The sequence below is a fragment of the Streptomyces sp. NPDC059853 genome (assembly GCF_042731495.1).
Taxonomy (GTDB): domain Bacteria; phylum Actinomycetota; class Actinomycetes; order Streptomycetales; family Streptomycetaceae; genus Streptomyces.
In genome coordinates this window covers 1-25,902 of record NZ_JBHWJL010000050.1, presented here as the reverse complement: position 1 = coordinate 25,902, position 25,902 = coordinate 1, and the positions used below count along the sequence as shown (strand labels likewise).

Genomic DNA, 25,902 nt, shown 5'->3' with positions numbered 1-25,902 from the left:
TATTCCGTTATGTGAAACTGTCTGGTGGGCTCGTAGTTGTGTATATTTCACTGGGGGTTGAATCGGCCGTCTATCCCCCCCCGCAGGCCTGTCGGCCGGTCCTGGGCGTCCCGAGGACCGGCCGTCAGGGTTGTGACCGGCCTGCTGTCCCCTGCTGCCCGGTCACGGCACCGGAGCGAGGTCCCACGACGCTCAGGCGTCTCATCGCTCCGGGGACACTTCCTTCAACGAGGGGCGGGGCGGGCCGGTCACGCGCCGTACGGGTGACGGCCCGCCCGTGCGCGCGACGGAAACCGCCGCCGGCGGGCCCGCGCCCCGTCCCGGGGCGCCGTCCCGGTGTCAGCGCCCGGTGCCGCGGCACAGCTCCAGCAGCGTCATGGCCAGCCGGGTGCCGCGCTCGCGGCCCAGCGCGTCCCCGTACGTCCGCAGGATGTCCATCTCGCGCGCCAGATCGACCCGGCGCCCGCCGTCGGTGATCCGGATCTGCTGGATCTCGTCCGACGCGCTCATCCGCTCCTTGATCAGGGCGACGATCCGGGCGTCGAGCGCGTCGATCCGCCGCCGCGCCCCGGCGATCCGGTCGGCCGTCGTGGCCCCGGCCGCCGGGTCGGTCACCGCGTCCGCCGTCGTCTGCGTCTGCGTCTGCGTCTTCGTCGTGGTCATGCTGGCTGGCTCCTGCCGTTCTCCGGAGGGAGGAGCCCCGGCCGGTCACGGACCCGGCGGATACGCGAAGCGCCCCGGGCCGTGAGCCCGGGGCGCCTGGAGGTCGCTGTGGTTCAGTGCTGAACGCAGCGCGCCGCATGGCAGCCGGCCGGGCCGGTGCCATAGGTAAAGAAGCGCGCGTGCGGAAGCATGCCGCCGAGTATGCCAGGGCCCGGCGGCCCCGGGCCAGCCGGGGCGCCCCGCGGCCTCGGTAGACTCGACGGCAAGACCCCGCTCCACCGCCGAAAGGCCGCCCCGTGGCTTCTGTGCCCTCTCCCGCGCCTCCGCCCGCGCCCGACACCGTGCTCGTCGTCGACTTCGGCGCCCAGTACGCCCAGCTCATCGCCCGGCGGGTGCGTGAGGCACGCGTGTACAGCGAGATCGTCCCGTCCACCATGCCGGTGGCCGAGATGCTCGCCAAGCGGCCCGCGGCGATCATCCTCTCCGGCGGACCCTCGTCCGTGTACGCGGAGGGGGCGCCCGGCATCGACCGCGCGCTGTTCGAGGCGGGCGTGCCGGTGCTCGGCCTCTGCTACGGCTTCCAGCTGATGGCGCGCGAACTCGGCGGCACCGTCGACAACACCGGCGCCCGCGAGTACGGCCGCACCGAACTGTCGGTCTCCCGCCCCGACTCCACCCTCTTCGAGGGCACCCCCCAGCGGCAGCAGGTGTGGATGTCGCACGGCGACGCCTGCTCGGCCGCCCCCGAGGGGTTCACCGTGAGCGCCACCACCGACACCGTCGCGGTCGCCGCGTTCGAGAGCGACGAGCGGCGGCTGTACGGCGTCCAGCACCACCCCGAGGTCCTGCACTCCACGCACGGGCAGCAGCTGCTCGAACACTTCCTGTACCGGGGCGCGGGCCTGGCGCCGACCTGGACCACCGGCAGCATCGTGGACGAGCAGGTCGCCGCGATCAAGGCCCAGGTGGGCGGCAAGCGCGCGATCTGCGCGCTGTCCGGCGGCGTGGACTCGGCGGTGGCCGCCGCCCTGGTCGTCAAGGCCATCGGCGACCAGCTGACCTGCGTGTACGTCGACCACGGGCTGATGCGCCAGGGCGAGAGCGAGCAGGTCGAGAAGGACTTCGTGGCCGCCACCGGCGCCCAGCTGCGGGTCGTGGACGCCTCCGAGCGGTTCCTGGGCGCGCTCGCCGGGGTCAGCGACCCCGAGCAGAAGCGGAAGATCATCGGCCGCGAGTTCATCCGGGTCTTCGAGCAGGCGCAGGCCGAGCTGATCGCCGAGGCGGGCGCCGCCGGCGAGGACGTGGCGTTCCTGGTGCAGGGCACGCTCTACCCGGACGTGGTGGAGTCAGGCGGCGGCACCGGCACCGCCAACATCAAGTCCCACCACAACGTGGGCGGGCTCCCGGACGACATCGAGTTCGAGCTGATCGAGCCGCTGCGCAAGCTGTTCAAGGACGAGGTCCGGATGGTCGGCGCCGAGTTGGGCCTGCCGGACGCCATCGTGCACCGGCAGCCGTTCCCCGGCCCGGGGCTCGGCATCCGCATCGTGGGCGAGGTGACCGAGGAGCGGCTGGCCATCCTGCGGGCCGCGGACGCCATCGTCCGCGAGGAGCTGACGGCCGCCGGTCTCGACCGCGAGATCTGGCAGTGTCCGGTGGTGCTGCTCGCGGACGTCCGCAGCGTCGGCGTCCAGGGCGACGGCCGCACCTACGGCCACCCGATCGTGCTGCGCCCCGTCTCCTCCGAGGACGCGATGACGGCGGACTGGTCGCGGCTGCCGTACGACCTGCTGGCGAAGATCTCCAACCGCATCACCAACGAGGTCCCCGACGTCAACCGGGTCACGCTGGACATCACCAGCAAGCCCCCGGGCACCATCGAGTGGGAGTGACCGCCGGGTCCCCCTGACGCGTCAACGGGTTCGCCGCCGTCCACACGTGTGGGTGGCGGCGAACCCTTTCCGCGGTCGATAGGCTGATGAGACGGTCTACTGTCCCGTCGTATGGGAGCCGCAACGATGACGAGCGCCGCGCCTGACAGCACACCCGACTGGACTCACCCCCCGGCCGGCGGCTACACCGCAGAAGATCTCGACACACTCCCAGGACTGCCTCCGCACACGGAGCTGATCGACGGGAGCCTGGTCTTCATGAGCCCGCAGACGAAATTCCACCTGCGCGTGCTGCGCCTGTTCGAGCAGGGTCTGCTGCGCACCGTTCCGGAACATCTCGAAGTGCTGCGCGAGTTCAACGTCATCCTGGGAAAGCAGCAGCGTCCGGAACCGGATGTGATGGTGGTCAGGGCCGACGCGGACACCGGCGACCTCCAGACCGCCGTGCACGCGGCGGACGCGGTGCTCGTGATCGAGGTCGTGTCACCCGAGTCCGAGGCGCGGGACCGGGAGACCAAGCCGATCAAGTACGCCCGTGCCGGCATTCCGCACTTCTGGCGGGTGGAGCGGGGCGACGACGGCCTGCCCGTGGTTTTCGCCTACGCGCTCGACAAGGCGACGGGCGCCTACGGCCTGACCGGCGTCCATCATCACCGGCTCAAGGTGACCGTCCCGTTCGTCATCGACATCGACCTCACCGCCGCCTCCCGCCGGTAGCCCGTCTCACACCAGCCTCACACCAGCCGTCGTGCCGTCGCCCAGCGGGTGAGTTCGTGGCGGTTGGACAGCTGGAGCTTGCGCAGTACCGCCGAGACGTGGCTCTCCACCGTCTTCACCGAGATGAACAGCTCCTTGCCCACCTCCTTGTACGCGTAGCCCCGCGCGATCAGCCGCAGCACCTCGCGCTCCCGCTGGGTCAGGCGGTCCAGGTCCTCGTCCACCGGGGTGGTGTCGGAGGACGCGAAGGCGTCCAGGACGAAACCGGCCAGCCGGGGGGAGAACACCGCGTCGTCGTCCGCGACCCGGAAGATCGCGTCCACCAGATCGGTGCCGGTGATGTTCTTGGTGACGTAGCCGCGCGCGCCGCCGCGGATCACGCCGATGACGTCCTCCGCCGCGTCCGACACCGACAGCGCCAGGAACCGCACCGAGGACAGCAGGCCCGCGCTGCGGCGCAGCACCTCGACCCCGCCGCCGCCGGGGAGATGGACGTCGAGCAGCACCACGTCGGGCCGGGTCTCCTTGATGACGGCGACCGCCTGATCGACGTCGCCCGCCTCGCCCACCACGTCGACGCCGGTCTCCTCGGTGCGGCCGATCTCCGCCCGGACCCCGGCCCGGAACATCCGGTGGTCGTCCACCAGCACCACCCGGGCCCTGCGCTGCGTACTCATGCCGATCGCTCCATCGTCAGTTCCACCTCTGTCCCCTCGCCCGCCGTGGACTTCACCCGCGCCGTGCCGCCGTGCCGGCCCATCCGGCCGATGATCGACTCGCGCACGCCCATCCGGTCGGCCGGCACCGCCTCCGGGTCGAAGCCGGGGCCGCGGTCGCGGACCGATACGAAGACGGTACGCCCTTCGACCTCCGCGAAGACCCGCACCGGACCGCCCTCGCCACCGTACTTGGCGGCGTTGACCATCGCCTCGCGGGCCGCCTGGAGCTGGGCGGCCAGCGCCTCCTCCAGCGGGCAGTCGCCGACGCACACCACCTCGATCGGCACGCCGTGGTGGTCCTCCACCTCGGCGGCGGTGGCGCGTACCCCCTCGGCGAACGTGCGGGGTCCGCTCTCCTCCTCGTTCTCCACCCGGCCGGGGTTCTCGGCCGACTTGTGCAGCCAGGTGCGCAGCTCGCGTTCCTGGGCGCGGGCGAGCCGGGCCACCTCGCGGGCGTTGTCGGCGTTGCGCTGGATCAGGGTGAGGGTGTGCAGCACCGAGTCGTGGACGTGCGCGGCGACCTCGGCGCGTTCCTGGGCGCGGATGCGCATGGTGCGCTCCTCGGAGAGCTCCTGCACCATCCGCACCAGGTACGGGCCGGCCAGCAGGGCGATGCCCACCACGACGGCCACCGCCGCCTGGAGGGCGGTGCTCAGCGTCTCGCCGGGCTCGGTGGCCGAGCGCAGCCACACGAAGCTGGTGACGCCGAGGCTGACCAGGGCGGCGCCGGCCGCGTAGCGCACCAGCGGCAGCCAGCGGGTACGGCGGGTGACCTCGGCCCAGTGCTCGCGGCGCGCGTTGTCGGCCTGCCGCCACACCATCGCGGCGCCCACCGCGATGATCAGCAGCGGCCACAGATAGGCGTCCCCGACCGAGAACTGGAGGTTGGCGGCGAGCACTCCCATCGCGCTGGCCGCCACCACGAGCGCCACCAGCTGGCCCTTGGAGGGGATCCGCAGCCGGCGCGGCGGCTGCGCGAGGGCGGCCTGCTGGGCGGGGGTGCCCAGCGGGACGACGAACCAGAACGCGCCGTACACCAGGATGCCCAGGCCGTTGGCCATGATCAGGGCGGCCAGGACCAGCCGTACCCAGGAAACCGGCACCCCCACGTGCCCGGCCAGGCCCTGCGCCACGCCGCCCAGCCAGCGGCCCTCGGCGCTGCGGTACAGCTTGCGCGGCGGCACCTCCTCGGGCGGTGGCGCCGTGGCCGGCGCGGCGCCACGGGCGGGCGTGGTGGCGGTGGTCATGCTCCGATCGTCACACGACCGGCCCCCTCGGCACATCAGGGGTGCCCCCCAGGGGAGGGTGGGGACAACCCCAGGACCGGCCGCCCGTGATCTCAGGGATTCCTCCGGGGCGGCCCCGGATCCCGGGCGGCGGCGCCAGGCAGCACCATGGAGGGCATGAGCGTGGACGAGTCGGCCCCCCCGGCACCGGTGACCGCGCGGCTGACGCGCAGCCGCCGGCAGAAAGTGGTCGGCGGGGTGTGCGGCGGCCTGGGGCGGTACTTCCATCTGGACCCGGTGCTGTTCCGGGTGCCGCTGGCGGTGCTGTCGGTCATCGGCGGCCTCGGCCTGATCGCGTACGGGGTGGCCTGGCTGCTCATCCCGTTCGAGGGCGAGGAGGAGAACGAGGGCCGGCGGCTGCTGTCGGGGCGGGTGGAGGGCCCGGGGCTGACCGCGCTGCTGTTCACGCTCGTGGGCTGCGGCCTGTACGTGGCGTCGGTGAGCGCCAGCCATCCGGCGATCTGGTTCTCGGTGCTGCTGGTGTCCGCGGTGGGCGGGGCGGCGTACTGGTCGCGGCGCCGCGCGCTGGCGGGCGAGGACGAGCCGTCGCCGGGCGGGGCGGGCGCGGCGGCGGAGGCCGTGGCGACGGCGCCGCCCGAGGCGCAGGCGCCGCCGGCCCCGGCGGTCGCGTCGTGGTGGCGGGAGTCCACGGGGAGCGGGACGACCGGGGGATCCGGGGGAGGAGTCATGGGAGTGCACGGGCAGTACGCGCCGCAGGGCCATTATCTGTGGGGACCGGCCGACGCGGGCGCCGGGCAGCAGGCGCCGTACGCGGGCGCCACGGCCACCGGGCCGGTGTACCTGGGGAAGACGGGCGGCCCGTGGGCGGCGCCGCCCACGGGCCCCACGGGCGCGGTGCGGCCGCTGCCGCCGCCGCGGCGCGGCGCGTGGCTGGGCGGGCTGGTCTTCCTGGCGGCGGTGGTGAGCGGGCTGGTGGTGATGGCGGCCACCTGGCTGCGCTACCCGCTGGGCACGGTGCTGGTGTGCACCTTCGCCGTGGTGCTGGCGGTGTACGGCGCGGGCTGGCTGATGAGCGCGTTCTTCGGGCGGCTCGGCGCGGGCAGCGTGGTGGTGGTCGTGCTGACCACCCTGGCGCTGGCGGGCGCGTCGGTGCTGCCGCGGAACATCAGCACCAGCTGGACGGACAGCACCTGGGAGCCGGTGGCGGCGGAGCAGGTGCAGGACCGGTACGAGCTGGGGACGGGCCGGGCGCAGCTGGACCTGAGCGGTCTGGCGCTGGGCGGGGACGAGACGGTGCGGACCACGGTGGAGGCCGGGGCGGGGCAGATTAAGGTGATCGTGCCCTGGAACGCCGAGGTGATCGTGCACACCTCCATCACGGCCGGCGCGTACACCTACAACGAAGCCCCGGACTACGAGAGCACCGGTGGCCCGGACCACGTGTGGGGCGGGATCAGGAACGACCAGACCGACACCTACCCGCCGCCGGGCGGGGCGGAGGCGGCCGGCACGGTGGAGCTGACCCTGGACATGGGGATCGGGCATGTGGAGGTGGTCCGCTGGGACCGCGCCGAGCCCGCCCCGGATGCGGAGATCGGATCATGAGCCAGTACCGAGGGATCGACCGGCACCGCTTCGAGCCGGCGCGGCTGGTGCTGGGCCTGGCGCTGACCGCCATCGCCGTCGTGGTGTACGTGCGGGCCCGGGACGAGGAGGGGCGGCTGCCGGTGGCGGTGCTGCTCGCCCTGGTGGCGGGGTCGCTGCTGCTGGCCGGGCTGGTGTCGCTGGTGACGCGGTCGCTGCGCCGGGCCCGGGAGGGCGGGAAGCCGCGGCCGGAGGACCCGGCGTAGGCCGGTGCTACCCGAACATCAGGCTGCCGCGCCGCCGGCGGTCGCGGGCGCGCAGGTCGTCGAGGGCGTACGGGCCGCTGCCGGTCAGCAGCAGGGTGACGAAGCCGAAGAGGTAGGGCAGATCGGCGCCGAAGTAGTACGGGGACGTGCTCCAGGAGACGGTCAGCCACATCAGCAGGGTGAGCAGCGCGCCGAGGGCGGCGGCGGGGCGGGTGGCCAGGCCCGCCAGGACGGCGAGGCCGACCAGGATCTCGGCGACGGCCGTGCCGTGGCCCACCAGGGCCGGGTGGTCGAGGGCGAGGTCCACCAGCCAGGGCACGGGGCCGCTGTCGCGGGAGAACTCCAGCAGGGTGATGGTGTGTTCGCGGGAGAAGGCGGAGAACGGGCCCGCGTCCAGGTACTTGTCGAGGCCCGCGTACAGGAAGGTGAGGCCCAGGAAGAGGCGCAGCGGCAGCAGCGCGTAGCGGGCGGTGGCGCTCTCGCGCGGATCGTGCGGCACGGTCATCGCGGGCTCCCTCCGGGTGGGTTCGGCGGGTACGGCGCGTCGGTCGGTGCCGCTCAGTCTGCCACCGTGATCGGGTAGCGGCCAGACTCCGTACCCGCCGCCGTGATGACCTGGATGTCGGCGGGGCCCGGGTCGAGTTCGGCCGGGACCGGCAGCCGCAGCACGGTGTCGCTGGGGTTGGTGAAGCCGCCCCCGGCGACCGGGACGAGGGGGACCGGCACCAGGATGTCGCCGATGCGCACCAGGGTCTTGGCCAGCTGGTCGGCCGCTTCGGCGCCCGGCGGCACGAACCCGGAGCCGCGGATCTCCAGTTCGTCGCCGTAGCGGATCGCCGTGTGCGGGCCGCCGGGCTCGCGGACCCGGACCACCGACTGGATGACGGGGCGTCCGCCCTCGGTGAGTTTGGCGGCGGCGTAGCCGAGGCCGGAGACGGTGATCAGCGCGGCGAGTGCCCAGGGCGGGCTGGGCAGTTGGTAGGGGTCGCGGGCGAGCTGGACGGCGGCGAAGACCGCGGCGGCGGTGTTCACCAGGACGTACTGGGCGGCGGTGAAGCTGATGGTGCCGGAGTCGTCGGTGAGCGGGTCGAGCGCGCGCGGACGCTGGGCGCGGATCTTCTGGGTGCGGAAGTGCCGCACCCGGTGCGCCACGGCCTGCCCGGTCCACAGGGCGACGGCGCAGGTGAGGGCCACGACGGTGAGCAGCCCGGCGCCGTGCGGCAGATCGAGTCCGGCGCGCAGGGCGGCGCGGTCGTCCCCGTCGCCGGTGCCGGCCAGGGTGAGGGCGAGGGTGAGGACGGCGTAGGCGGCGAGCAGCAGCCAGCCGGCGGCGACCGTGCGGGAGGTGGAGATGCGGTTGTCCGCGCCGATCAGCGGGGCGAGGACGCCGCCCTTGCGCCGGTGCAGCCAGGCCACGCAGGTGAGCAGGGCGGCCAGGACGGCGGCGGCGAGCAGCGCGGCGGTGCGCGGCAGGGTCCAGCCGGCGCCGATCGCGGTGAGGGCCTGTCCCAGCAGCAGGGCGAGGACCGCGGACCAGAGCACGACGGTGGTGCGCTGGGCGCGCAGCCGCAGCCAGGCGGGGCCGGCGGCGCGGGCGCGGTCGGCGACCGTGTGGGCGGCGGCGGTGAGTTCGTCCGAGATCCACTGCCGGGTGGCCTCGGGGGAGTAGGCGAGGGCTTCCGGTATGCCGTGGCCGGCGGCGAGGCGGTCGCGCTCGGCGCGGAACGCGCGCACGGCGCTCCGGTGGGCGGCGCGGGCGCCGAGCGGGCAGTCGCCTGGTGGGGCCGGCTGCACGGACACGATGGGTTCCCTCCCCTGACGGTGGAGGGGAAATTCTGCCCTATCCGGGGCGGTTCACGTCACGCGGGCCGGGTGGCGGCGGCGAACGGCATGGAGTCGACGGGTGCCGTCCGTACCGGGGTTCCGGGGCGTGAGGCGTGCACGATCTGGCCGTTGCCGATGTACAGGGCGACATGCGTCAGACCCGGGTAATAGAACACCAGGTCACCGGGGGCGAGTTGGTCACGGCTGACCCGGGTGCCCGCCCCGGACTGGCTCTGGCTGGTGCGCGGCAGGGCGACCCCGGCGGCGGACCAGGCGGCCTGGGTGAGGCCGGAGCAGTCGTACGCGTCGGGGCCGGTGGCGCCCCAGCCGTAGGGCTTGCCGAGCTGGCCGAGGGCGAACGCGGTGGCGGCCTGGGCCCGTGGCCCGGCGGCGGGGGCGGGCGCGGCGAGCGGGGCGGCGGCCGGGACGGCGGCGGCTGAGCCGGTGCCGGTGCCGGTGCCGTGGGCGTCCTGGCTGAGCAGCCGCTGCTGTTCGCGTGCGGTCAGGGTCTCCAGCAGGGCCTCGGCCTCGGCGAGCTTGCTCTCGACGGTGTCGCGTTCGGCGTCGGCCCGGTCGCGGGCCCCGGTCAGTTCCTCGGTCAGCTCGGCGGCCTCGGCGCGCAGCTGTTCCAGGTCGCGCAGCTGCCGCTGGGCGCCGGTCAGCGCGTCGGCCTGCCGGTCGCCGCTGCGGTCCATGGCGGCGGCGCGGGCGAGGTAGGTGTCGGGGTCGGAGGAGAGCGCCAGCTGGACCTCCGGGGGCAGTCCGGCGGCGCGGTACTGGGCGGCGGCGTGCGAGCCGAGGTCGCGGCGGTACGCGTTCAGCCGGTCGGTGCTGCTGTCGGCGGCCTGGCTCACGCGCTCCAGCTCCCGCTCGGCCCGGGCGACGGCCTCGTTGGCCGCGTGGTAGCGCTCGGTGGCCTGCTCGGCCTCGTGGTGCAGGGTGTCGATCTCGCTGCGCACCTGGTCCGGCCCCGGCTGCGGGTCGGCCAGCGCCGTACCGCCGCCCGCCACCGCCGCCGAGGCGGCGCCGGCCAGGGTGAGGGTGGCGGTGGTGCGGACCGCGCCGCCGGAACGGGGCTTGCGGTGCGCGGCGCCTGGGGTGGCGAACGGTCTGCGCCAGGGGTAGCTCGGGGAGCCGGGCTTGCGATGTTGTGCCATGGCTGAGGACGCTAGGCCGGGCCGGGCTCCCCCGGAGCAGCCCGAACGGGATTGGCGGCAATCGCCCGATCGCTGATCGGGGGTGACCGTTTCACTCCGGGTGATCTGCCCGGGTCGGTTCGCTGTTGGTGACGCGTGTGATGGTCGTCACGCCGCGTCGAGCAGCTGGTCGATGGTCTCGCGGAAGGTGTCCATCGACTGCGCGCCCACGATCGGGTACCCGTTCAGCAGGAAGGCCGGGGTGGTGGTCGCCCCCAGTTCGACGCCCTCCTCGGCGTCCGTGGCCACCGCCTCGTCGGCCTCCGGGGACTCCATGTCCGCCAGCAGCCGCTCCACGTCGGGGACCCCGGCCGCCTCGGCCAGCTCGCGCAGCCCCTCCTCGGAGAACCGGCCGGTGTCCCGGTGGAACTCCTCGGCGAACGCGGCGTCGTAGAACTCCCAGAACCGCCCCTGCTGCCCCGCCGCCCAGGCGGCCCGGGACGCGGCGTCCGACTCGGGACCGTAGACCGGGAAGTTGCGGAACTCGATGCGCAGCGCGCCGCTCTCCACGTACTCCTCGACCAGCTCGTGGTGGACGCCGCGGGCGTGGGTGCCGCTGAAGGCCGACTGGAAGTCGCTGTACTCGATCATGACCACCGGCGCGTCGGCCGGGCCCAGCGCGAGCGGGTCGTCCGCGTCGCGGCGGGCGAGCGCGAGGGCCGGGTGGCCCTCAGGCAGCGGCTGGAGGGTGCCGTCGCCGGGGGTGGGGTTCTGCTGGTTGCCCGCGGTGCTGTTGCCGCTGCTGAAGAGAGCCGCCATGGCGCCGAAGACCAGCACCAGGACGAGCACGGCCGCCAGGACGGCGAAGGTCAGCGGGCGCTTCCGCACGGCGTACGGGCGCGGGTCGGGGCGCTGGGCGGACCGGGCGGGCCGGGACGGCCGGGAGGGGGGCATCGGAGGACTTTCTGGGCCGGGGGTGTGCGCACACGCTCACCGGCGAGCGTAATGCGGGGGGCCGCTTCCGGGGAAAAAGGGGGTGCGTACGCTGCGCGGCATGGACGTACTCATCCACATCTTCGTCGCCCTCCACATCATCGGCATCGCCGCGCTGCTCGGTGGCTTCCTCACCCAGATGAAGGCGATGGGCGCGGGCGAGGCGCGCATCGTCCCGGGCATGGTGCACGGCGCGGCCACCATGCTGGTGACAGGTCTGGTGCTGGTCGGCCTGAACCAGGCCGACGACAACGAGGTCAACAACACCAAGATCGCGGTGAAGCTGGTCCTGCTGCTGGTCCTGAGCGTGCTGGCCTACCTCAACCGGGACGAGGAGAAGGTCTCCACCCCGGTCTTCGCGACCATCGGCGCGCTGACGACGGCGAACATCTTCATCGCCACCCTCTGGTGACCTGCCCCCGGCCCGCCCCGTGGCGGGCCTGGGCCGTCTCTTGCGGATCTTCGCGGGGCCGCGCCGCCGGCTACTGGGGGCACCTCCCGGCCGAAGGCCGGGGGAGCCTCGCCGCGTTGCCGAACTGCCCGAAGGACACCACCCTGAGGGCACTGCGGCGCCTTGCGACGCACCGCATCCGACAACGCGGCCCGATCCACGAAGATCCACACGAGGCGGCCTAGCCGAGTTCGTCGGCGAGCAGATCCATCAGCAGCCCGTCATGCCAGTCGCCGTCCGGGCCGCGCTCGTAGCGCCGCATGATGCCCACCGGCCGGAACCCGACCTTGCGGTAACAGGCGATGGCCGCCGCGTTGTCCGCCGCCGGATCGATCACCAGCCGGTGATGGCCCAGCTCCGTGATCAGATGCCGGGCCAGCGTGCGCACCGCGTCCGAGCCCAGACCGCGCCCGTGCAGCGCCGGATCCAGGTAGATGTCCATCCCGGCGTGCCGGTAGTCCGGCTCCTCCTCGGCATGCCACTGGATGGCCCCGGCCACCTTTCCCTCGTACTCGATGACCAGGGTGGTCGTACCCGGCTCCGCCAGGTCGTCCCGCACGGCGGCCCGCAGATCGTCCCCGCCGCGCCAGCGCGCGTACACCTCCGGGGTGCGGCGGATGGCGGCCAGCGCGGACACGTCCGCGTCCGTCGTCGGCCTCAGGAGCACCCGCTCGCCGTGCAGCATCGTCGCCATGGGCCCATCGTGCCAGGATCGCGGGATGAGCGAGGTGTTGCGCCCGAGCGCTGAGGTCACGGCCGCCGACTGGATCGGGCCCCGGCTGGGCGGGGAGTTCGGCGCGGTCCGGCGTACGGTGCCCGGCGGGTTCGCCGCCTACGCGCGGATCTTCCACCCCGCGGATGACCACACCTGGGCCGAGGTGGCCGCCGCCACCGGACGGACGGCGCACCCCCTGATGCAGTGGCACGCCCTGATCGGGCTGCCGGACCCGTACTCCCGCCACGAGCCGCTGTGGGACGGGTACCCGCCGGAGGTGGGGCGGCTGGACCCGGCCCCCTTCGGCCGGCTGCGCACCGTCCTGGCCCGGCACACCGGCACCGCGGACGTGTGCTGGTTCGGGCTGTGGGAGGGCTACGGTGCGGTAGACGTCCCGCCCGGGGCCGCCGCCCTGCCGCACGTCGAACTGCCCGGCCGCGAGTACCTGCTGTTCAGCGGCGCGCTGGACGGTGCGTGGCCGTCCTGGTTCGCGGACCAGTCGCCCAACCTCTGGTGGCCCGCCGACCGCGCCTGGTGCGTGGCCTCCGAGATCGACTTCGATTCCACCCTGGTGGGCGGCAGCGCGGAGCTGATCGGCGAACTGCTGCGCACCCCCGGGCTGGAGGCGGCCGCCGTCGGACCCGATGACTCCCTGGCCGTCGACGGCGACCGGGTCAACCCCGTGCCGGAACCGGCTCCCGGGACCGCCCGGGGCGGGGGCAGGCGTGGCCGGTGGTGGCGGAATCCGTGGCGTAGCCGATGACCTCGTCCATCCGCTCCCGGGTGCGGATCAGGGAGGTGATCTGCTCGTCGATGCGCCGGCGCTCGGCCGCCAGCCGCTCCAGCATCCCCGGGTGCGCCTCGCCCGAGACCACGCACGGCAGCAGCTCCAGGATCACCCGGCTCGACAGCCCGGCCGCGTACAGCTGCTGGATCAGCAGCACCCGGTCCTCCGCGCTCTCCGGGTAGTGCCGCTGGCCGCCCGGACTGCGCTCGGACTCCAGCAGCCCCTGCTCCTCGTAGTAGCGCAGCGCCCGCACGCTCACCCCGCTCCGCCGCGCCAGTTCGCCGATCCGCACCGCGGCCACCGTCCTTCCCGTATGGAGCCCATCACACGACTTGCCTCTGACGTCAGCGTCAGGTTTTAGCGTAGCGGAGCAGACAGCAAAACCCCTCCTCTACGCCAGGGACAAGCCTGTGACCAGCATGTTCGACAGCTACCAGCTCGGCGGCCTCCAGCTGCCCAACCGCATCGTGATGGCCCCGATGACCCGGGCCCGCGCCACGGCGGACGGGCTCCCCACCGCCACCATCGCGACCTACTACGCCCAGCGCGCCACCGCCGGGCTCATCGTCAGCGAGGGCGTCGCCCCCAGCGCCCGGGGCCAGTCCAACGTCAAGGCCCCCGGCCTCTACACCGACGAGCAGGTCGCCGCCTGGCGGCCGGTCACCGCCGCCGTACACGCCAATGGCGGCCGGATCTTCGCCCAGCTCATGCACGGCGGCCGGGTCGGCCACGAGGCGGTCCAGGGCCACCGGCCGGTCGGCCCCTCCGCCGTCGCCCTGGACGGCAAGGTGTACGCGGGCACCGAGCTGGGCTTCCAGCCCGCGCCCGTGCCGTACGCCCTCAGCACGGCGGAGGCCGCCGAGGAGGCGCGGCTGTTCGGGGCCGCCGCCCGCCGGGCCGTGGACGCCGGCTTCGACGGCGTCGAACTCCACGGCGCCAACGGCTACCTCATCCAGCAGTTCCTCTCCTCCCGCGCCAACCGGCGCACCGACGCGTACGGCGGCGGCGTCACCGGCCGCATCCGGTTCGCCGTCGAGGCGGTGGAGGCCGCGGCCGACGCCATCGGCGCAGACCGGGTCGGCCTGCGGATCTCCCCCGGCGGCACCGCCTGGGACACCGCCGAGGAGGACATCCCGCGGCTGTACGGGGCGCTCACCGACGCCCTCGCCCCGCTCGGACTCGCCTACCTCCACACCCTCGTCACCACCGACGAGGACACGCTCCTCGCCCTGCGCAAGGCGTGGCCCGGCACCTTCATGGTCAACCCCTCGGGACAGATCGGCCCGCAGGAGGCCACCCGCGAGGGCGGCCAGGAGTGGCTGGCGCGCGGCGCCGACCTGGTCAGCTACGGCCGCAAGTACCTGGCCAACCCCGACCTGGTGGAACGGTTCCGCACCGGCGCCCCGCTGCACCCCACGCCCGACCACATGACCTTCTACCAGGACGACACGGCGTTCATCAGCTACACCAGCGCCCCGTACGCGTAACCCGGGGACCGGCGGCTCACGGCTCCGGCGCGTCGAGGACGGCGGCGGTCACCGGCCCCGCGTCCCGGCCGCCGGAGCCGCCGTCCTCCGCCGTCCGGGACGCGGACGCGCGGTTCGATGCCGTTCCGCCATGAAGGTCACGTGTGCCTTGCGGGAGGCGTCCGGGGAGATCCGGCGGGCGGATGCGTGGTTGCCGTGGAAATACGGGTTCGTCCCCAGCCGGCGCTCCTAGCGTGTGGGCGGGCCGCGCGGTGCGGCCGAGCGAGCGCACAGAGTCAGGGGGCACCTATGAGCGCATACCGTCCGGACCGCCGGGGCGTACTGAAGGCGGCTGGTTCGATCACCGCCGCGATGGCGCTGGGCGGCGGCGCCGTCCTGGGCGCGGCGGCTCCGGCGCAGGCGGCCGGGGACGGCTTCGGGCTGCGGATCGTGGAACGCGACGAGCGCGACGCCCGGATGCGGTACTACCGGTTCGCGACGGACGCGATCCAGTGGGACCCGGCCGTCAACGTGCTGCTGCCGGACGACTACCACACCAGCGGGCGCACGTACCCGGTCCTCTACCTCTTCCACGGCGGGCTGGAGGACTTCAGGACCTTCGCTACGGACCCCGGGCGTGACATCCGCGCGCTGACCGCGGGCAAGCCGCTCATCGTCGTGATGCCGGACGGCGGCCCGGCCGGCTGGTACAGCAACCCGGTCAGCTCGTTCACCGGGCCCCGCAACTGGGAGGACTTCCACATCCACCAGCTCCTGCCGTGGATCGAGGCGAACTTCCGCACCTACGCGGAGTACGACGGCCGGGCCGTCGGCGGGTTCTCGATGGGCGGGTTCGGCGCGCTGAAGTACGCCGCCAAGTACTTCGGCCACTTCGCCTCGGTGAGCGCGCACTCCGGCCCGGCCAGCCTCCGCCGCGACAACGGGGCGGTGGTCCACTGGGCGAACGTGTCCTCCGCCGCCGTGGAACTGGGCACCGGCACGGTGTACGGCGTGCCGTGGGACGAGGCCCGGGTCAGCGCCGACAACCCGGTCGAGCGGCTGGAGAGCTACCGGAACAAGCGGATCTTCCTGGTCGCCGGGACCAGCCCCGACCCGACCAACCCGTTCGACACGCTGAACGAGGTGCATGTGCTCAACGGTCAGCGGGAGTTCCGCTCGCTGCTCGCCGGGGCCGGCATCGGGCACGAGGCGCACGAGGCGGAGGGCGGTCACGTGGTGCGCAGGGACCTGCTGGCCCGTGACATCGACGGCGTCATCGCCCGGCTCCGCAAGGCGTAGCCCGGCGCCCGTCCGTCCCGTCCGTCCCGGCCGCACCGCCCCACGGCGGGGCGGCCGGGGCTCGCGTGCCGGAGGCCGGGTCAGGCCGGGCGGACGGCGCTGTGCCAGGGCATGTAGTCGATCGACTCGACCTTCACCACATCGCCCGGCTTCGGGGCGTGGATCATCTGGCCGCCGCCGATGTACAGGCCGACGTGGCTGATGTCGCTGTAGAAGAAGACCAGATCGCCCGGCTGGAGGTCGGACTTGGCGACCTTGGTGCCGATGTTCACCTGGTCCCAGGTGACCCGGGGGAGCTGCACCCCGGCCTCGCGCCAGGCCGCCTGGGTGAGCCCGGAGCAGTCGTAGGAGTTCGGCCCGGTGGCGCCCCACACATACGGTTTGCCGATCTGCGCCTCGGCGAACGCGATGGCCGCCTGCGCCTTCGTCGCGTACCCGCTGCCCGCCTCCGAGCCGCCGGAACCGGAACCGGAACCCGAGCCGGTGCCGGAACCCGACCCGGAGCCGCCGGCGTTCGCCTCGGCCTCCTCCGCGAGCCGCGCCGCCTCCTCCTCGGCCGCCGCCCGCTCCGCCGCCTCGCGCTCCAGCCGCTGCTGTTCGGCGACCCGCTCGGCCTCCTCGCGCTCCAGGCGCTCCAGTTCGGCCAGCTCCTCCTGCTCCTCGTCGCTCAGCTGCTCCAGCAGCTGCCGGGCCTCGGCGAGCTTGCCCTGGACCTCTTCCTTCTGCGCCTGGAGTTCGTCCTCGCGCACCACCAGCTCGTCCAGCGCCTCGGTGGCCGCGTCGCGCTGCTCGGTGGCCTCGGCCTGCCGGTCGGTGTAGTCGGTGAGCGCCTGCTGCTGCTGGTCGCCGAGCCGGGTGAGCGCGTACCGCTGGTCGAAGTAGCTCTGCGGGTCGTCCGCGAGCATGAAGGTGACGGTGGACGGCATGGCGGAGCCGGCGCCCGAACGGTACTGGGCGGCGGCGAAGCTGCCGAGCGTGCGGCGGGCCTCGTTGACCCGGTCGGTGGCGCGCTCGGCCTCGTCGAGCAGCGTCTCGACCAGCGCCTGCTGCTCGCTCACGTCCTCCTGCGCCGCGTTGTAGTGCTGGGTGGCGGTGCCCGCCTCCCGGTACAGGGTGTCCACCCGGTCCTTGACCTCGGCGGCGCGGGCGGTCGCCTCCTCGGCGCGCTGCCGCTGGTCGTCGATGTCGTCGGCGAACGCGGGCTGGGAGGTCAGCCAGGTGGCCGAGGCGAGAGCGGCGGCGCCCATGCCCAGGGCGCCCCTGCGTCCGGCGGGGGATTCCAGGATTCCGGTACGCGGCTTGCGGTGAGTACCCAAGGCCGGAGGTCTCCTTCTGTGTCCTCTTCCTCGCCGCCCACCGGGGGAAGGTGGCCCCCAGGCGCACCCCAAGTCAGCGGTCGGGCGACTCGTGCCGCCGGGGCCGGCGGGCAGGGGAGCGAGCCACCTGCCGTCGCACGGTAGCCATCACGAGGGGCTCTTGTGAAGACTGATGTGCGATATGACCGAAATCAATTTGTGACCTAGGAGGGGTTTTCCTTCAGCCGGCGCCGTTCCCAGAGGTTCGGATGGCGGACGACGGCGCCCCCGATGCCGCCGTTGCCGGTCAGCCGCAGCCCGGGCGTGCGCTCGTCGGGCACCACGTGCTCCGTCTTGTTCTTGAACCCGCCGAGGTCACCTTCGAAGTCCTGGGCGTCGATCGCCCAGCCCGCCGGAACCACCAGGGTCACCCCGCCCATCCCGCCCTGGATCTCCACCTCGGTCTCCAGGGCGCTCAGTTCGGCCCGGGTGAAATCGAGCTTGACGCCGCCCATGCCGCCCCGGGCGATGATCCTGGCCGGCGCCCGCCAGTAGCCCGTACGCTCCGCGCCGCCCACCCCGCCCTTGATGGTGAGTTCGGCGGGGACGGGGCGCGCCGCCGGCCGGGGCGCGAGCGGCGCGGGGGCCGCCGCGGGCGTGGACGCGGCCGGGCCGGGCAGGTCGGCGGTCAGGGCCGCCAGCTCGCCGTACGTCCGGGCGCTGAGCGCCCGCTCCAGCCGTTCCTCCAGCTCGTCGAGGTCGATCCGGCCCTCCCCTGCCGCCTCCCGCAGCCGTTCGACCACGAGGTCCCGGTCGGCGTGCGAGGCACGTAGTTCGTCCTGCGATCGGCGCTCCGTCATGAACCTGATTGTAGGAGCGGCGATCCGGCGCCGGGCCCGTCCGCCCGGTCGGAATCCGGGACCGCCCACCGGCGGGCAGGTCCTAGACTCGGGAGACGATGAGCGGCCTCTTTGACGACAGTGTTCTGGCGGACCTCGTACCCCCGGGTGCGGAGGCGCCCCCGCCTCCCCCCGAGGACGACGGCCACGGGGAGGAGGTTCCCCATGAGCTGTTCGCCATGGCGTCCGAGGTGTCCGAGCGCGACGTGTACTACCGCAACGGCGCCCTCAAGCCCGTCACCGACCCGGCCCAGCTGCTCGACGGGCTGAACGAGCAGCAGCGCGCCGCCGTCACGCACAGTGGTTCGCCGCTGCTCATCGTGGCCGGCGCCGGCTCCGGCAAGACCCGGGTCCTCACCCACCGCATCGCCTATCTGCTGGCCGCGCGCGGCGCCCACCCGGGCCAGATCCTCGCCATCACCTTCACCAACAAGGCCGCGGGCGAGATGAAGGAACGGGTCGCCGATCTCGTCGGCCCGCGCGCCGCCGCGATGTGGGTGATGACCTTCCACAGCGCCTGTGTGCGGATCCTGCGCCGGGAGAGCAAGCACCTCGGCTTCACCTCCAGCTTCTCCATCTACGACGCCGCCGACTCCAAGCGGCTGATGGCGCTGGTCTGCCGCGATCTGGACCTGGACCCCAAGCGGTTCCCGCCCAAGTCGTTCAGCGCCAAGGTCTCCAACCTCAAGAACGAGCTGATCGACGAGGAGACCTTCGCGGGGCAAGCGAGCGATGGTTTCGAGAAGACGCTGGCCGAGGCGTACGCGCTCTACCAGTCCCGGCTGCGCGAGGCCAACGCGCTGGACTTCGACGACATCATCATGACCACCGTCCATCTGCTCCAGGCGTTCCCCGACATCGCCGAGCACTACCGGCGGCGGTTCCGGCACATCCTGGTGGACGAGTACCAGGACACCAACATCGCCCAGTACACCCTCATCCGCGAACTGGTCGGCACCGAGGACCCCGGCGAGCTGTGCGTGGTGGGTGACGCCGACCAGTCGATCTACGCCTTCCGGGGCGCCACCATCCGCAACATCCTCCAGTTCGAGGAGGACTACCCGCAGGCCACCACCCTGCTGCTGGAGCAGAACTACCGCTCCACCCAGACCATCCTCTCCGCCGCCAACGCCGTCATCGAGCGCAACGAGAGCCGCCGCCCGAAGAACCTGTGGACGCAGGCCGGCAGCGGCGCCCGGATCACCGGCTACGTCGCGGACACCGAGCACGACGAGGCCCAGTTCGTCGCCGACGAGATCGACCGGCTCACCGACGCCGGGGACGCCAAGCCGGGCGACGTCGCCGTCTTCTACCGCACCAACGCCCAGTCCCGCGTCTTCGAAGAGGTTTTCATCCGGGTCGGCCTGCCGTACAAGGTCGTCGGCGGCGTCCGCTTCTACGAGCGCCGCGAGGTCCGCGATGTCCTCGCCTATCTGCGGGTGCTGGCCAACCCGGAGGACACCGTTCCGCTGCGCCGCATCCTGAACGTCCCCAAGCGCGGCATCGGCGACCGCGCCGAGGCGATGCTGGAGGCGCTCGCCCAGCGCGAGAAGATCTCCTTCGCGCAGGCGCTCGCGCGGGTGGACGAGGCGTACGGCATGGCGGCCCGTTCCATGAACGCCGTCAAGCGCTTCAACGTCCTGCTGGAGGAACTGCGCACGGTCGCCGAATCCGGCGCGGGACCGGCCACCGTCCTGGAGGCCGTCCTCGAACAGACGGGCTACCTGGCGGAGTTGCAGTCCTCCACCGACCCCCAGGACGAGACCCGGGTGGAGAACCTCCAGGAGCTGGCCTCCGTCGCCCTGGAGTTCGAGCAGCAGCGGGAGGACGAGACGCCCGGCACGCTGGCCGAGTTCCTGGAGCGGGTGGCGCTGGTCGCCGACTCCGACGAGATCCCGGACGAGACGGAGGGCGAGGACAAGGGCGTCATCACGCTCATGACCCTGCACACCGCCAAGGGCCTGGAATTCCCCGTGGTGTTCCTCAGCGGCATGGAGGACGGCGTCTTCCCGCACCTGCGCTCCCTCGGCAAGACCAAGGAGCTGGAGGAGGAGCGCCGGCTGGCGTACGTGGGCATCACCCGCGCGCGCGAGCGGCTGTACGTGACCCGGGCCGCGCTGCGCAGCGCCTGGGGCCAGCCGCAGCACAACCCGCCCTCCCGCTTCCTGGAGGAGATCCCCGAGCAGCACCTGGACTGGCGCCGCACCGGCCCGCTGGCGGCGGCGCCCCCGCCCCCGCTGAGTTCCGTGCGGCGCGGCACCTCCTCGGGCCCGGCGGGCGGCTTCGCCACCGGCCGGGCGCCCGCCCGGGGCGGCACGGCGCGGCAGGTGGTCGAGCTGGCGGCCGGGGACCGGGTCAGCCACGACTCGTTCGGCCTGGGCCGGGTCGTCTCGGTGCAGGGCAGCGGCGACCGGGCGGAGGCGACCATCGACTTCGGCGGCGAGAAGCCCAAGCGGCTGCTGCTCCGTTACGCCCCGGTGGAGAAGCTCTGACGCTGCGCTGACACCGTGCGGCGGATGTGTCGCTGTCCTGTCACAGACGGGATAAAAGCCTTGTGAAGTCCCCCGGGACGGGATGAGATGGCCCGGCATTGTTCTCATCCTCGTTGTCGTACTCCAGTTCTTCACCGACCGCCGGAGTACGGTCTCAGCACTCTCCACCCAGGGGGAATCGTCATGAGCCAGCCGTGGCAGCAGCCGCAACAGCCGGGCGGATACGGCCAGCAGCCGCCGGGCGGTGGGTACGGCCCGCCGCAGGGCCAGCCCCCGCAGCAGCCGCCGCAGCCCGGTTACGGCTACCCGCAGCAGCCCCCCGGCCCGTCCCCGGCCCAGGGCGCCTACGGCCAGCCCCCGCAGCAGCCCTACGGGGCCCCGCCGCAGGGCGGCTTCCCGCCGCCCCCGCCGCCGGGCACCGGGAGCAGCAAGGCCCCGCTGGCGATCCTGGCGGCACTGGGCATCGGCATCGTGCTGCTGTTCGTGTACGGGTTCATCGTGTCCAGCTTCTTCGACGCCGAGGAGGCCGCCCGCAGCGGGTCGTCCGAGTACCCGCAGTGGACGTACGCCGCCGTGGTCGTCGGTGCGCTCATCGCGCTCCCGATCGGCAAGCTGGCGCCCCGCAACTGGGGTGCGTACGCGGCGGGCGCGGTGATCGCGCTGCTGTCCATGTTCCTGGGTGAGCTGTTCGCCACCGCGAGCATGATCTCCGGCATCGAGTCCGCGTTCATGGACCAGCAGGGCATCAGCTCGGCGGATCTCGCCGCCATGGGCGCGGAGACCAAGAGCGGTTTCGGCTACTTCTTCGGGGACTTCGGCGATGTGTTCGACGTGTGGAAGGAAGGCGCCGAGGCCATCAACTGGATCTTCGTCTTCGTGGCGCCGCTCGCCGCGCTCGGTGTCGCCTACCGGGTGGGCCAGAGCAGCAACAACTGACGCCTCCGGCGCCGGGAACGCACCACGGCCCGCCGTCCCCGCAGGGGGAGGGCGGGCCGTTCGCCGTGGCCGGCGCGGATCAGGTGGGCTCCAGGCCCTTGTTGCGCAGCCAGGTCAGCGGGTCGATGGTGCCGCCGCCCGCCGGGCGCACCTCGAAGTGCAGGTGCGGCCCGGTGGAGTTGCCGGAGTTGCCGGAGTACGCGATCACGGTGCCCGCCTGCACGTACCCGGACTGGTAGGCGGTGCTGCTCAGATGCGCGTACCAGGTCTCGGTGCCGTCGGCGGCGGTGAGGATCAGCAGGTTGCCGTAACTGATGTGCCACTGGGTGCGGATGGTGCCGTCCGTGGCCGCCTTCACCGGGGTGCCGTAGCCGACCGGGAAGTCGATGCCGGTGTGCAGCGACAGCCAGTTGATGCCGGCCTGCCCGTAGTAGGCGCTCAGCCCGTGCTGGTCGACCGGGATCGCGAACTTGGGGCGCGCCGCCTCGATCCGGGCGGCCTCCTCCTCGGCGGCGATCCGCTCCTGCTCCAGCCGCTCCTCCAGGTCCAGCCGGCCCTGGGTGCGGCTGGCGCGGTCGGCGTAGTCGTCGACGGCGGCCGACAGGCTCTCCAGCTGGGTGTCGAACTCCTTGTTCGCCTCCACCTGCTGGGCCTCGCCGGGGTCGGGCGCGGCCACCGGAGGCTCGTCCTCCACGCTGTCGGAGCTGGAGACGGTGGCGGCGGTCGCCACGGCCGTCATGCCCAGCACTGCGAGGGAGGGCGCGGCGACGGACAGCAGCGCGGAGCGCTTGGGCTTGGGGCAGCGGCGCCGGCCGCGGCCCGCCGGGCGTTCGGGCGCGCACTCGTCGGGGCCGCCGTCCTGCGGGCCCTCGGCGGGCTGCCAGGGCTCCGGCTGCAAGACGTCCCCGGCGCCCAGCGGGGCGGCCCCGGCCTCGTCCGGTCCCGGCTCCCCGTCCGCCTCCCGGTCCAGGGGGCCGGGCGCGGCCTCGGCGGCCTGCCCGGTGCCGTCGGCGTGCTCCGGCTGGTACTCCTGCTCGGGCCCGGCGGTGTGGTCCGGCTGGTACTCCTGCTCGTAGAGGGGAGTTCCGTGCACGGGTGTGTCGTAGGTGTCGTAGGCGGTGCCGGGGTCGGGGGAGCCGTAGGTCTCGTACGCGTCGTAACCGGCGTACGCCTGCTGCCCGTCCGCCGGGGCGGCGGTCTCGGGGGCGAGGGTGGCGGTCCCGGCGGCGGGGGTCTGCTGCTCCCAGCCGTAGGTGCTGTCCCAGCCGTTCCCGTAGGTGTCGTAGCCGGTGTCCTGGGCAGCGGCCTGGGCGGGTGCCTGGTACCCGTCGTACGCGGGGTAACCGTCGTACGAGAGCGTCCCGTAGGAGGGGTTTCCGATCTCGTCAGTGTGGCCTGTCGGTGAGAAGACTCCCGACGGGTGACGATCGCTCACTGACTACGCCTTTCGGCTCGACTACAGGAGCTGGGGTGGGGACCCGGCGGCTGCGTACGGCAGCGCGACTGTACCTGTCGTTTCCTCGCCGAGACAATCTTTCCCGAGGTTTCGCGGGCTCAAGAATCGGGCAATCAGCCGCCATTCGGGACCGGCATCATCGGTGCCACACGATGTGTTCGATATCTGTTCGGATAAATGTCCCGCCACCCCCCTCATGTGATCTGCCTCGCGGCGGGTGCGTAAGCCTGGCCGATTGCGGGATGCTGAAGTTAATGTCCGTTCACTCCGGCATCGGCGCCGGAGCATCTCGGGAGGCTAGCGATGGGTGTTTCCGGACCGATCCGGGTCGTTATCGCCAAACCAGGGCTCGACGGTCACGACCGGGGCGCGAAGGTCATCGCGCGCGCCCTGCGCGACGCGGGCATGGAGGTCATCTACACCGGGCTGCACCAGACCCCGGAACAGATCGTGGACACCGCCATCCAGGAGGACGCCGACGCCATCGGCCTGTCGGTCCTTTCCGGCGCGCACAACACACTCTTCGCCCGGGTGATCGAACTCCTGAAGGAAAGGGACGCCACCGATATCAAGGTCTTCGGGGGAGGGATCATCCCGGAGGCGGACATTCCCCCGCTCAAGGCGGCGGGCGTCTCCGCGATCTTCACCCCCGGCGCGCCCACCGGGGACGTGGTGACCTGGGTGCGGGAGCACATCCGGGCCGCCTGAGGGGGCCGGGTGCGGGCGGGGCGGGTGGTCCCCGGGGGGCCCGCGTACGGTTTTGTGACCCTTGTCACCACCCAGGTGTGACCTGGATTTCAAAGAGGCAAATGACCCACCGGTACGCTGCACTGCGGACCTGCCGCGTGCTCGCATGCGCTGCGGCCACCCGGCACGCCCACGCTGAAACGAACCGCGAGACCACTGATTGAGGGACGGACGCGCGTGGACCTGTTCGAGTATCAGGCGAGGGACATCTTCGCCAAGCATGACGTACCGGTGCTGGCCGGTGAAGTCATCGACACGCCGGAGGCGGCGCGCGAGGTGACCGAGCGACTGGGTGGCCGCGCGGTCGTCAAGGCGCAGGTGAAGACCGGCGGCCGGGGCAAGGCCGGCGGTGTCAAGCTCGCCTCCGACCCCGATGACGCGGTGGCGAAGGCCGGCGCGATCCTGGGCATGGACATCAAGGGCCACACGGTCCACAAGGTGATGCTGGCCCAGACCGCGGACATCGCGGAGGAGTACTACGTCTCCTTCCTGCTGGACCGCACCAACCGCACCTTCCTCGCCATGGCCTCCGTCGAGGGCGGCGTGGAGATCGAGGAGGTCGCCGCCACCAACCCCGAGGCGCTGGCCAAGATCGCGGTGGACCCCATCGACGGCGTGACCGAGACCAAGGCCCGCGAGATCGTCGAGGCGGCGAAGTTCCCGGCCGAGGTCGCCGACCAGGTCGTCACCACCCTCCAGCGGCTGTGGGACGTCTTCATCAAGGAAGACGCCCTGCTGGTCGAGGTCAACCCGCTGGTCAAGACCGGCGACGGCAAGATCATCGCCCTGGACGGCAAGGTCTCCCTGGACGCGAACGCCGAGTTCCGCCAGGCCGACCACGCCGCCCTGGAGGACAAGGCCGCGGCCAACCCCCTGGAGGCGGCGGCCAAGGCCAAGGGCCTGAACTACGTCAAGCTCGAAGGCGGCAACGTCGGCATCATCGGCAACGGCGCCGGGCTCGTCATGAGCACCCTGGACGTCGTGGCGTACGCGGGCGAGGCCCACAACGGCGCCAAGCCGGCCAACTTCCTCGACATCGGCGGCGGCGCCTCCGCCGAGGTGATGGCCAACGGTCTGGAGATCATCCTGGGCGACCCGGACGTCACCTCCGTCTTCGTGAACGTCTTCGGCGGCATCACCGCCTGCGACGCGGTCGCCAACGGCATCGTCCAGGCGCTCGAACTGCTGAGCAGCAAGGGCGAGGAGGTCACCAAGCCGCTGGTCGTCCGTCTCGACGGCAACAACGCCGAGCTGGGCCGGAAGATCCTGACCGACGCGAACCACCCGCTGGTGGAGCAGGTCGACACCATGGACGGCGCGGCCGACCGTGCCGCCGAGCTGGCCGCCGCCAAGTAATCACAGGACGAGGACACCGAACACACCATGGCTATTTTCCTCACCAAGGAAAGCAAGGTCATCGTCCAGGGGATGACCGGCTCCGAGGGGCAGAAGCACACCCGGCGGATGCTGGCCGCCGGCACCAACATCGTCGGGGGCGTCAACCCGCGCAAGGCGGGCACCTCCGTCGACTTCGACGGCACCGAGATCCCGGTCTTCGGCAGCGTCAAGGACGCCATCGAGGCGACCGGCGCCGACGTGACCGTCATCTTCGTCCCGGAGAAGTTCACCAAGGACGCGGTCATCGAGGCGATCGACGCCGAGATCCCGCTGGCCGTCGTGATCACCGAGGGCATCCCGGTGCACGACACCGCCGCCTTCTGGGCCCACGCCGGCAAGAAGGGCAACAAGACCCGCATCATCGGCCCCAACTGCCCCGGCCTCATCACCCCGGGCCAGTCCAACGCGGGCATCATCCCGGCCGACATCACCAAGCCGGGCAAGATCGGTCTGGTGTCGAAGTCCGGCACCCTGACCTACCAGATGATGTACGAGCTGCGCGACATCGGCTTCAGCTCGGCGGTCGGCATCGGTGGTGACCCGATCATCGGCACCACCCACATCGACGCCCTCGCCGCGTTCGAGGCCGACCCCGACACCGAGCTGATCGTGATGATCGGCGAGATCGGCGGCGACGCCGAGGAGCGGGCCGCGGACTTCATCAAGGCCAACGTCACCAAGCCGGTCGTCGGCTACGTGGCGGGCTTCACCGCGCCCGAGGGCAAGACGATGGGCCACGCCGGCGCCATCGTCTCCGGCTCCTCCGGCACGGCCCAGGCCAAGAAGGAGGCCCTGGAGGCCGCGGGCGTCAAGGTCGGCAAGACCCCGTCCGAGACGGCGCTGCTCGCCCGCGAGCTGCTGGCCGCCGGCTGACCCCACGGGAACGCACAGCGGGGCGCCCCGGCCGTACACCGTACGGC

General features: G+C 72.7%; 25 protein-coding genes. 13 read left to right on the top strand and 12 right to left on the bottom strand.

Features of this window, described 5'->3' with window-relative positions; genetic code table 11:
* Positions 1 to 339: 339 nt before the first annotated feature.
* Positions 340 to 663: a chorismate mutase gene (locus ACFV5N_RS08325; RefSeq protein WP_385595767.1), complete on the bottom strand. Its 324-nt coding sequence runs from the start codon at positions 661 to 663 to the stop codon at positions 340 to 342.
* 305 nt (positions 664 to 968) lie between these two features.
* On the opposite strand from ACFV5N_RS08325, the gene guaA reads away from it, so the two are divergent.
* Positions 969 to 2,555, top strand: coding sequence for a glutamine-hydrolyzing GMP synthase (guaA, locus tag ACFV5N_RS08320; RefSeq protein ID WP_385595775.1), 1,587 nt, complete (start codon positions 969 to 971; stop codon positions 2,553 to 2,555).
* Positions 2,556 to 2,666: 111 nt separating this feature from the next.
* Positions 2,667 to 3,272 carry a Uma2 family endonuclease gene (locus tag ACFV5N_RS08315; protein ID WP_385595764.1) on the top strand — a complete coding sequence of 202 codons (606 nt, stop codon included), beginning with the start codon at positions 2,667 to 2,669 and terminating at the stop codon, positions 3,270 to 3,272.
* A 17-nt stretch (positions 3,273 to 3,289) separates the two neighbouring features.
* Here ACFV5N_RS08315 and ACFV5N_RS08310 read toward each other — a convergent pair whose 3' ends face one another.
* The gene (locus tag ACFV5N_RS08310) at positions 3,290 to 3,949 is read right to left on the bottom strand and encodes a response regulator (protein ID WP_385595761.1); all 660 of its coding nucleotides are present in this window, start codon (positions 3,947 to 3,949) and stop codon (positions 3,290 to 3,292) included.
* Positions 3,946 to 5,238 (bottom strand): PspC domain-containing protein, encoded by a 1,293-nt coding sequence (locus ACFV5N_RS08305; protein ID WP_385595758.1) that lies wholly within the window; start codon positions 5,236 to 5,238, stop codon positions 3,946 to 3,948. The genes ACFV5N_RS08310 and ACFV5N_RS08305 overlap by 4 nt, the downstream gene beginning before the upstream one ends.
* Positions 5,239 to 5,394: 156 nt before the next feature.
* Here ACFV5N_RS08305 and ACFV5N_RS08300 point away from each other — a divergent pair, with 156 nt between their 5' ends.
* Positions 5,395 to 6,843, top strand: coding sequence for a PspC domain-containing protein (locus tag ACFV5N_RS08300; RefSeq protein ID WP_385595755.1), 1,449 nt, complete (start codon positions 5,395 to 5,397; stop codon positions 6,841 to 6,843).
* Positions 6,840 to 7,088, top strand: a complete 249-nt coding sequence (locus tag ACFV5N_RS08295) for a hypothetical protein (protein ID WP_385595753.1) — start codon at positions 6,840 to 6,842, stop codon at positions 7,086 to 7,088. Before ACFV5N_RS08300 ends, ACFV5N_RS08295 begins: the two co-directional genes overlap by 4 nt.
* Positions 7,089 to 7,095: 7 nt before the next feature.
* On the opposite strand, the gene ACFV5N_RS08290 is transcribed toward ACFV5N_RS08295, so the two are convergent.
* The 4 genes from ACFV5N_RS08290 to ACFV5N_RS08275 all read right to left on the bottom strand — a co-directional run bounded on the left by ACFV5N_RS08290 (position 7,096) and on the right by ACFV5N_RS08275 (position 11,002).
* Positions 7,096 to 7,593 (bottom strand): DoxX family protein, encoded by a 498-nt coding sequence (locus ACFV5N_RS08290; RefSeq protein ID WP_385595750.1) that lies wholly within the window; start codon positions 7,591 to 7,593, stop codon positions 7,096 to 7,098.
* 53 nt (positions 7,594 to 7,646) lie between these two features.
* Positions 7,647 to 8,888, bottom strand: a complete 1,242-nt coding sequence (locus tag ACFV5N_RS08285; RefSeq protein WP_385595747.1) for a hypothetical protein — start codon at positions 8,886 to 8,888, stop codon at positions 7,647 to 7,649.
* A gap of 59 nt (positions 8,889 to 8,947) precedes the next feature.
* Positions 8,948 to 10,069: an NlpC/P60 family protein gene (locus ACFV5N_RS08280; RefSeq protein WP_385595744.1), complete on the bottom strand. Its 1,122-nt coding sequence runs from the start codon at positions 10,067 to 10,069 to the stop codon at positions 8,948 to 8,950.
* Positions 10,070 to 10,216: 147 nt separating this feature from the next.
* Positions 10,217 to 11,002 (bottom strand): DsbA family protein, encoded by a 786-nt coding sequence (locus tag ACFV5N_RS08275; RefSeq protein WP_385595741.1) that lies wholly within the window; start codon positions 11,000 to 11,002, stop codon positions 10,217 to 10,219.
* Between the two features lie 100 nt (positions 11,003 to 11,102).
* Here ACFV5N_RS08275 and ACFV5N_RS08270 point away from each other — a divergent pair, with 100 nt between their 5' ends.
* Positions 11,103 to 11,453 (top strand): hypothetical protein, encoded by a 351-nt coding sequence (locus ACFV5N_RS08270; RefSeq protein ID WP_026047039.1) that lies wholly within the window; start codon positions 11,103 to 11,105, stop codon positions 11,451 to 11,453.
* Between the two features lie 220 nt (positions 11,454 to 11,673).
* Here the strand turns inward: ACFV5N_RS08270 and ACFV5N_RS08265 are convergent, their stop codons facing one another.
* Positions 11,674 to 12,177: a GNAT family N-acetyltransferase gene (locus tag ACFV5N_RS08265; protein WP_385595772.1), complete on the bottom strand. Its 504-nt coding sequence runs from the start codon at positions 12,175 to 12,177 to the stop codon at positions 11,674 to 11,676.
* A 34-nt stretch (positions 12,178 to 12,211) separates the two neighbouring features.
* Between ACFV5N_RS08265 and ACFV5N_RS08260 the strand changes: the two genes are divergently transcribed.
* Complete coding sequence (locus tag ACFV5N_RS08260; RefSeq protein WP_385595739.1) at positions 12,212 to 12,970, top strand: hypothetical protein; 759 nt, start codon at positions 12,212 to 12,214, stop codon at positions 12,968 to 12,970.
* Here the strand turns inward: ACFV5N_RS08260 and ACFV5N_RS08255 are convergent.
* A complete protein-coding gene (locus ACFV5N_RS08255; protein WP_385595770.1) occupies positions 12,882 to 13,286 on the bottom strand; it encodes a MerR family transcriptional regulator in 405 nt (134 codons plus the stop codon). The genes ACFV5N_RS08260 and ACFV5N_RS08255 overlap by 89 nt on opposite strands.
* A 118-nt stretch (positions 13,287 to 13,404) precedes the next feature.
* On the opposite strand from ACFV5N_RS08255, the gene ACFV5N_RS08250 reads away from it, so the two are divergent.
* Both ACFV5N_RS08250 and ACFV5N_RS08245 read left to right on the top strand, forming a co-directional pair.
* Positions 13,405 to 14,481: an alkene reductase gene (locus ACFV5N_RS08250; protein WP_385595737.1), complete on the top strand. Its 1,077-nt coding sequence runs from the start codon at positions 13,405 to 13,407 to the stop codon at positions 14,479 to 14,481.
* Positions 14,482 to 14,769: 288 nt separating this feature from the next.
* Complete coding sequence (locus tag ACFV5N_RS08245) at positions 14,770 to 15,759, top strand: alpha/beta hydrolase (RefSeq protein ID WP_385595735.1); 990 nt, start codon at positions 14,770 to 14,772, stop codon at positions 15,757 to 15,759.
* Positions 15,760 to 15,839: 80 nt separating this feature from the next.
* On the opposite strand, the gene ACFV5N_RS08240 is transcribed toward ACFV5N_RS08245, so the two are convergent.
* On the bottom strand, positions 15,840 to 17,075 hold the full coding sequence (locus ACFV5N_RS08240; protein ID WP_385595732.1) for an NlpC/P60 family protein: 1,236 nt from the start codon (positions 17,073 to 17,075) through the stop codon (positions 15,840 to 15,842).
* Positions 17,076 to 17,278: 203 nt separating this feature from the next.
* On the bottom strand, positions 17,279 to 17,914 hold the full coding sequence (locus ACFV5N_RS08235) for a DUF1707 domain-containing protein (RefSeq protein WP_385595729.1): 636 nt from the start codon (positions 17,912 to 17,914) through the stop codon (positions 17,279 to 17,281).
* Between the two features lie 98 nt (positions 17,915 to 18,012).
* On the opposite strand from ACFV5N_RS08235, the gene pcrA reads away from it, so the two are divergent.
* Together pcrA and ACFV5N_RS08225 are read left to right on the top strand one after the other, a co-directional pair.
* The gene (gene pcrA, locus ACFV5N_RS08230; RefSeq protein WP_385595726.1) at positions 18,013 to 20,445 is read left to right on the top strand and encodes a DNA helicase PcrA; all 2,433 of its coding nucleotides are present in this window, start codon (positions 18,013 to 18,015) and stop codon (positions 20,443 to 20,445) included.
* Between the two features lie 183 nt (positions 20,446 to 20,628).
* Positions 20,629 to 21,381: a hypothetical protein gene (locus tag ACFV5N_RS08225; RefSeq protein ID WP_385595723.1), complete on the top strand. Its 753-nt coding sequence runs from the start codon at positions 20,629 to 20,631 to the stop codon at positions 21,379 to 21,381.
* 79 nt (positions 21,382 to 21,460) lie between these two features.
* Here ACFV5N_RS08225 and ACFV5N_RS08220 read toward each other — a convergent pair whose 3' ends face one another.
* Positions 21,461 to 22,816, bottom strand: a complete 1,356-nt coding sequence (locus ACFV5N_RS08220; protein WP_385595720.1) for a peptidoglycan DD-metalloendopeptidase family protein — start codon at positions 22,814 to 22,816, stop codon at positions 21,461 to 21,463.
* Positions 22,817 to 23,140: 324 nt separating this feature from the next.
* On the opposite strand from ACFV5N_RS08220, the gene ACFV5N_RS08215 reads away from it, so the two are divergent.
* The 3 genes from ACFV5N_RS08215 to sucD all read left to right on the top strand — a co-directional run bounded on the left by ACFV5N_RS08215 (position 23,141) and on the right by sucD (position 25,855).
* Positions 23,141 to 23,545, top strand: a complete 405-nt coding sequence (locus ACFV5N_RS08215) for a cobalamin B12-binding domain-containing protein (RefSeq protein WP_019431561.1) — start codon at positions 23,141 to 23,143, stop codon at positions 23,543 to 23,545.
* Between the two features lie 216 nt (positions 23,546 to 23,761).
* Entirely contained in the window at positions 23,762 to 24,940 is a 1,179-nt protein-coding gene (gene sucC, locus ACFV5N_RS08210; protein WP_385595717.1) for an ADP-forming succinate--CoA ligase subunit beta, read from the top strand.
* A 27-nt stretch (positions 24,941 to 24,967) separates the two neighbouring features.
* Positions 24,968 to 25,855 carry a succinate--CoA ligase subunit alpha gene (gene sucD / locus ACFV5N_RS08205; protein ID WP_385595714.1) on the top strand — a complete coding sequence of 296 codons (888 nt, stop codon included), beginning with the start codon at positions 24,968 to 24,970 and terminating at the stop codon, positions 25,853 to 25,855.
* Positions 25,856 to 25,902: the final 47 nt, after the last annotated feature.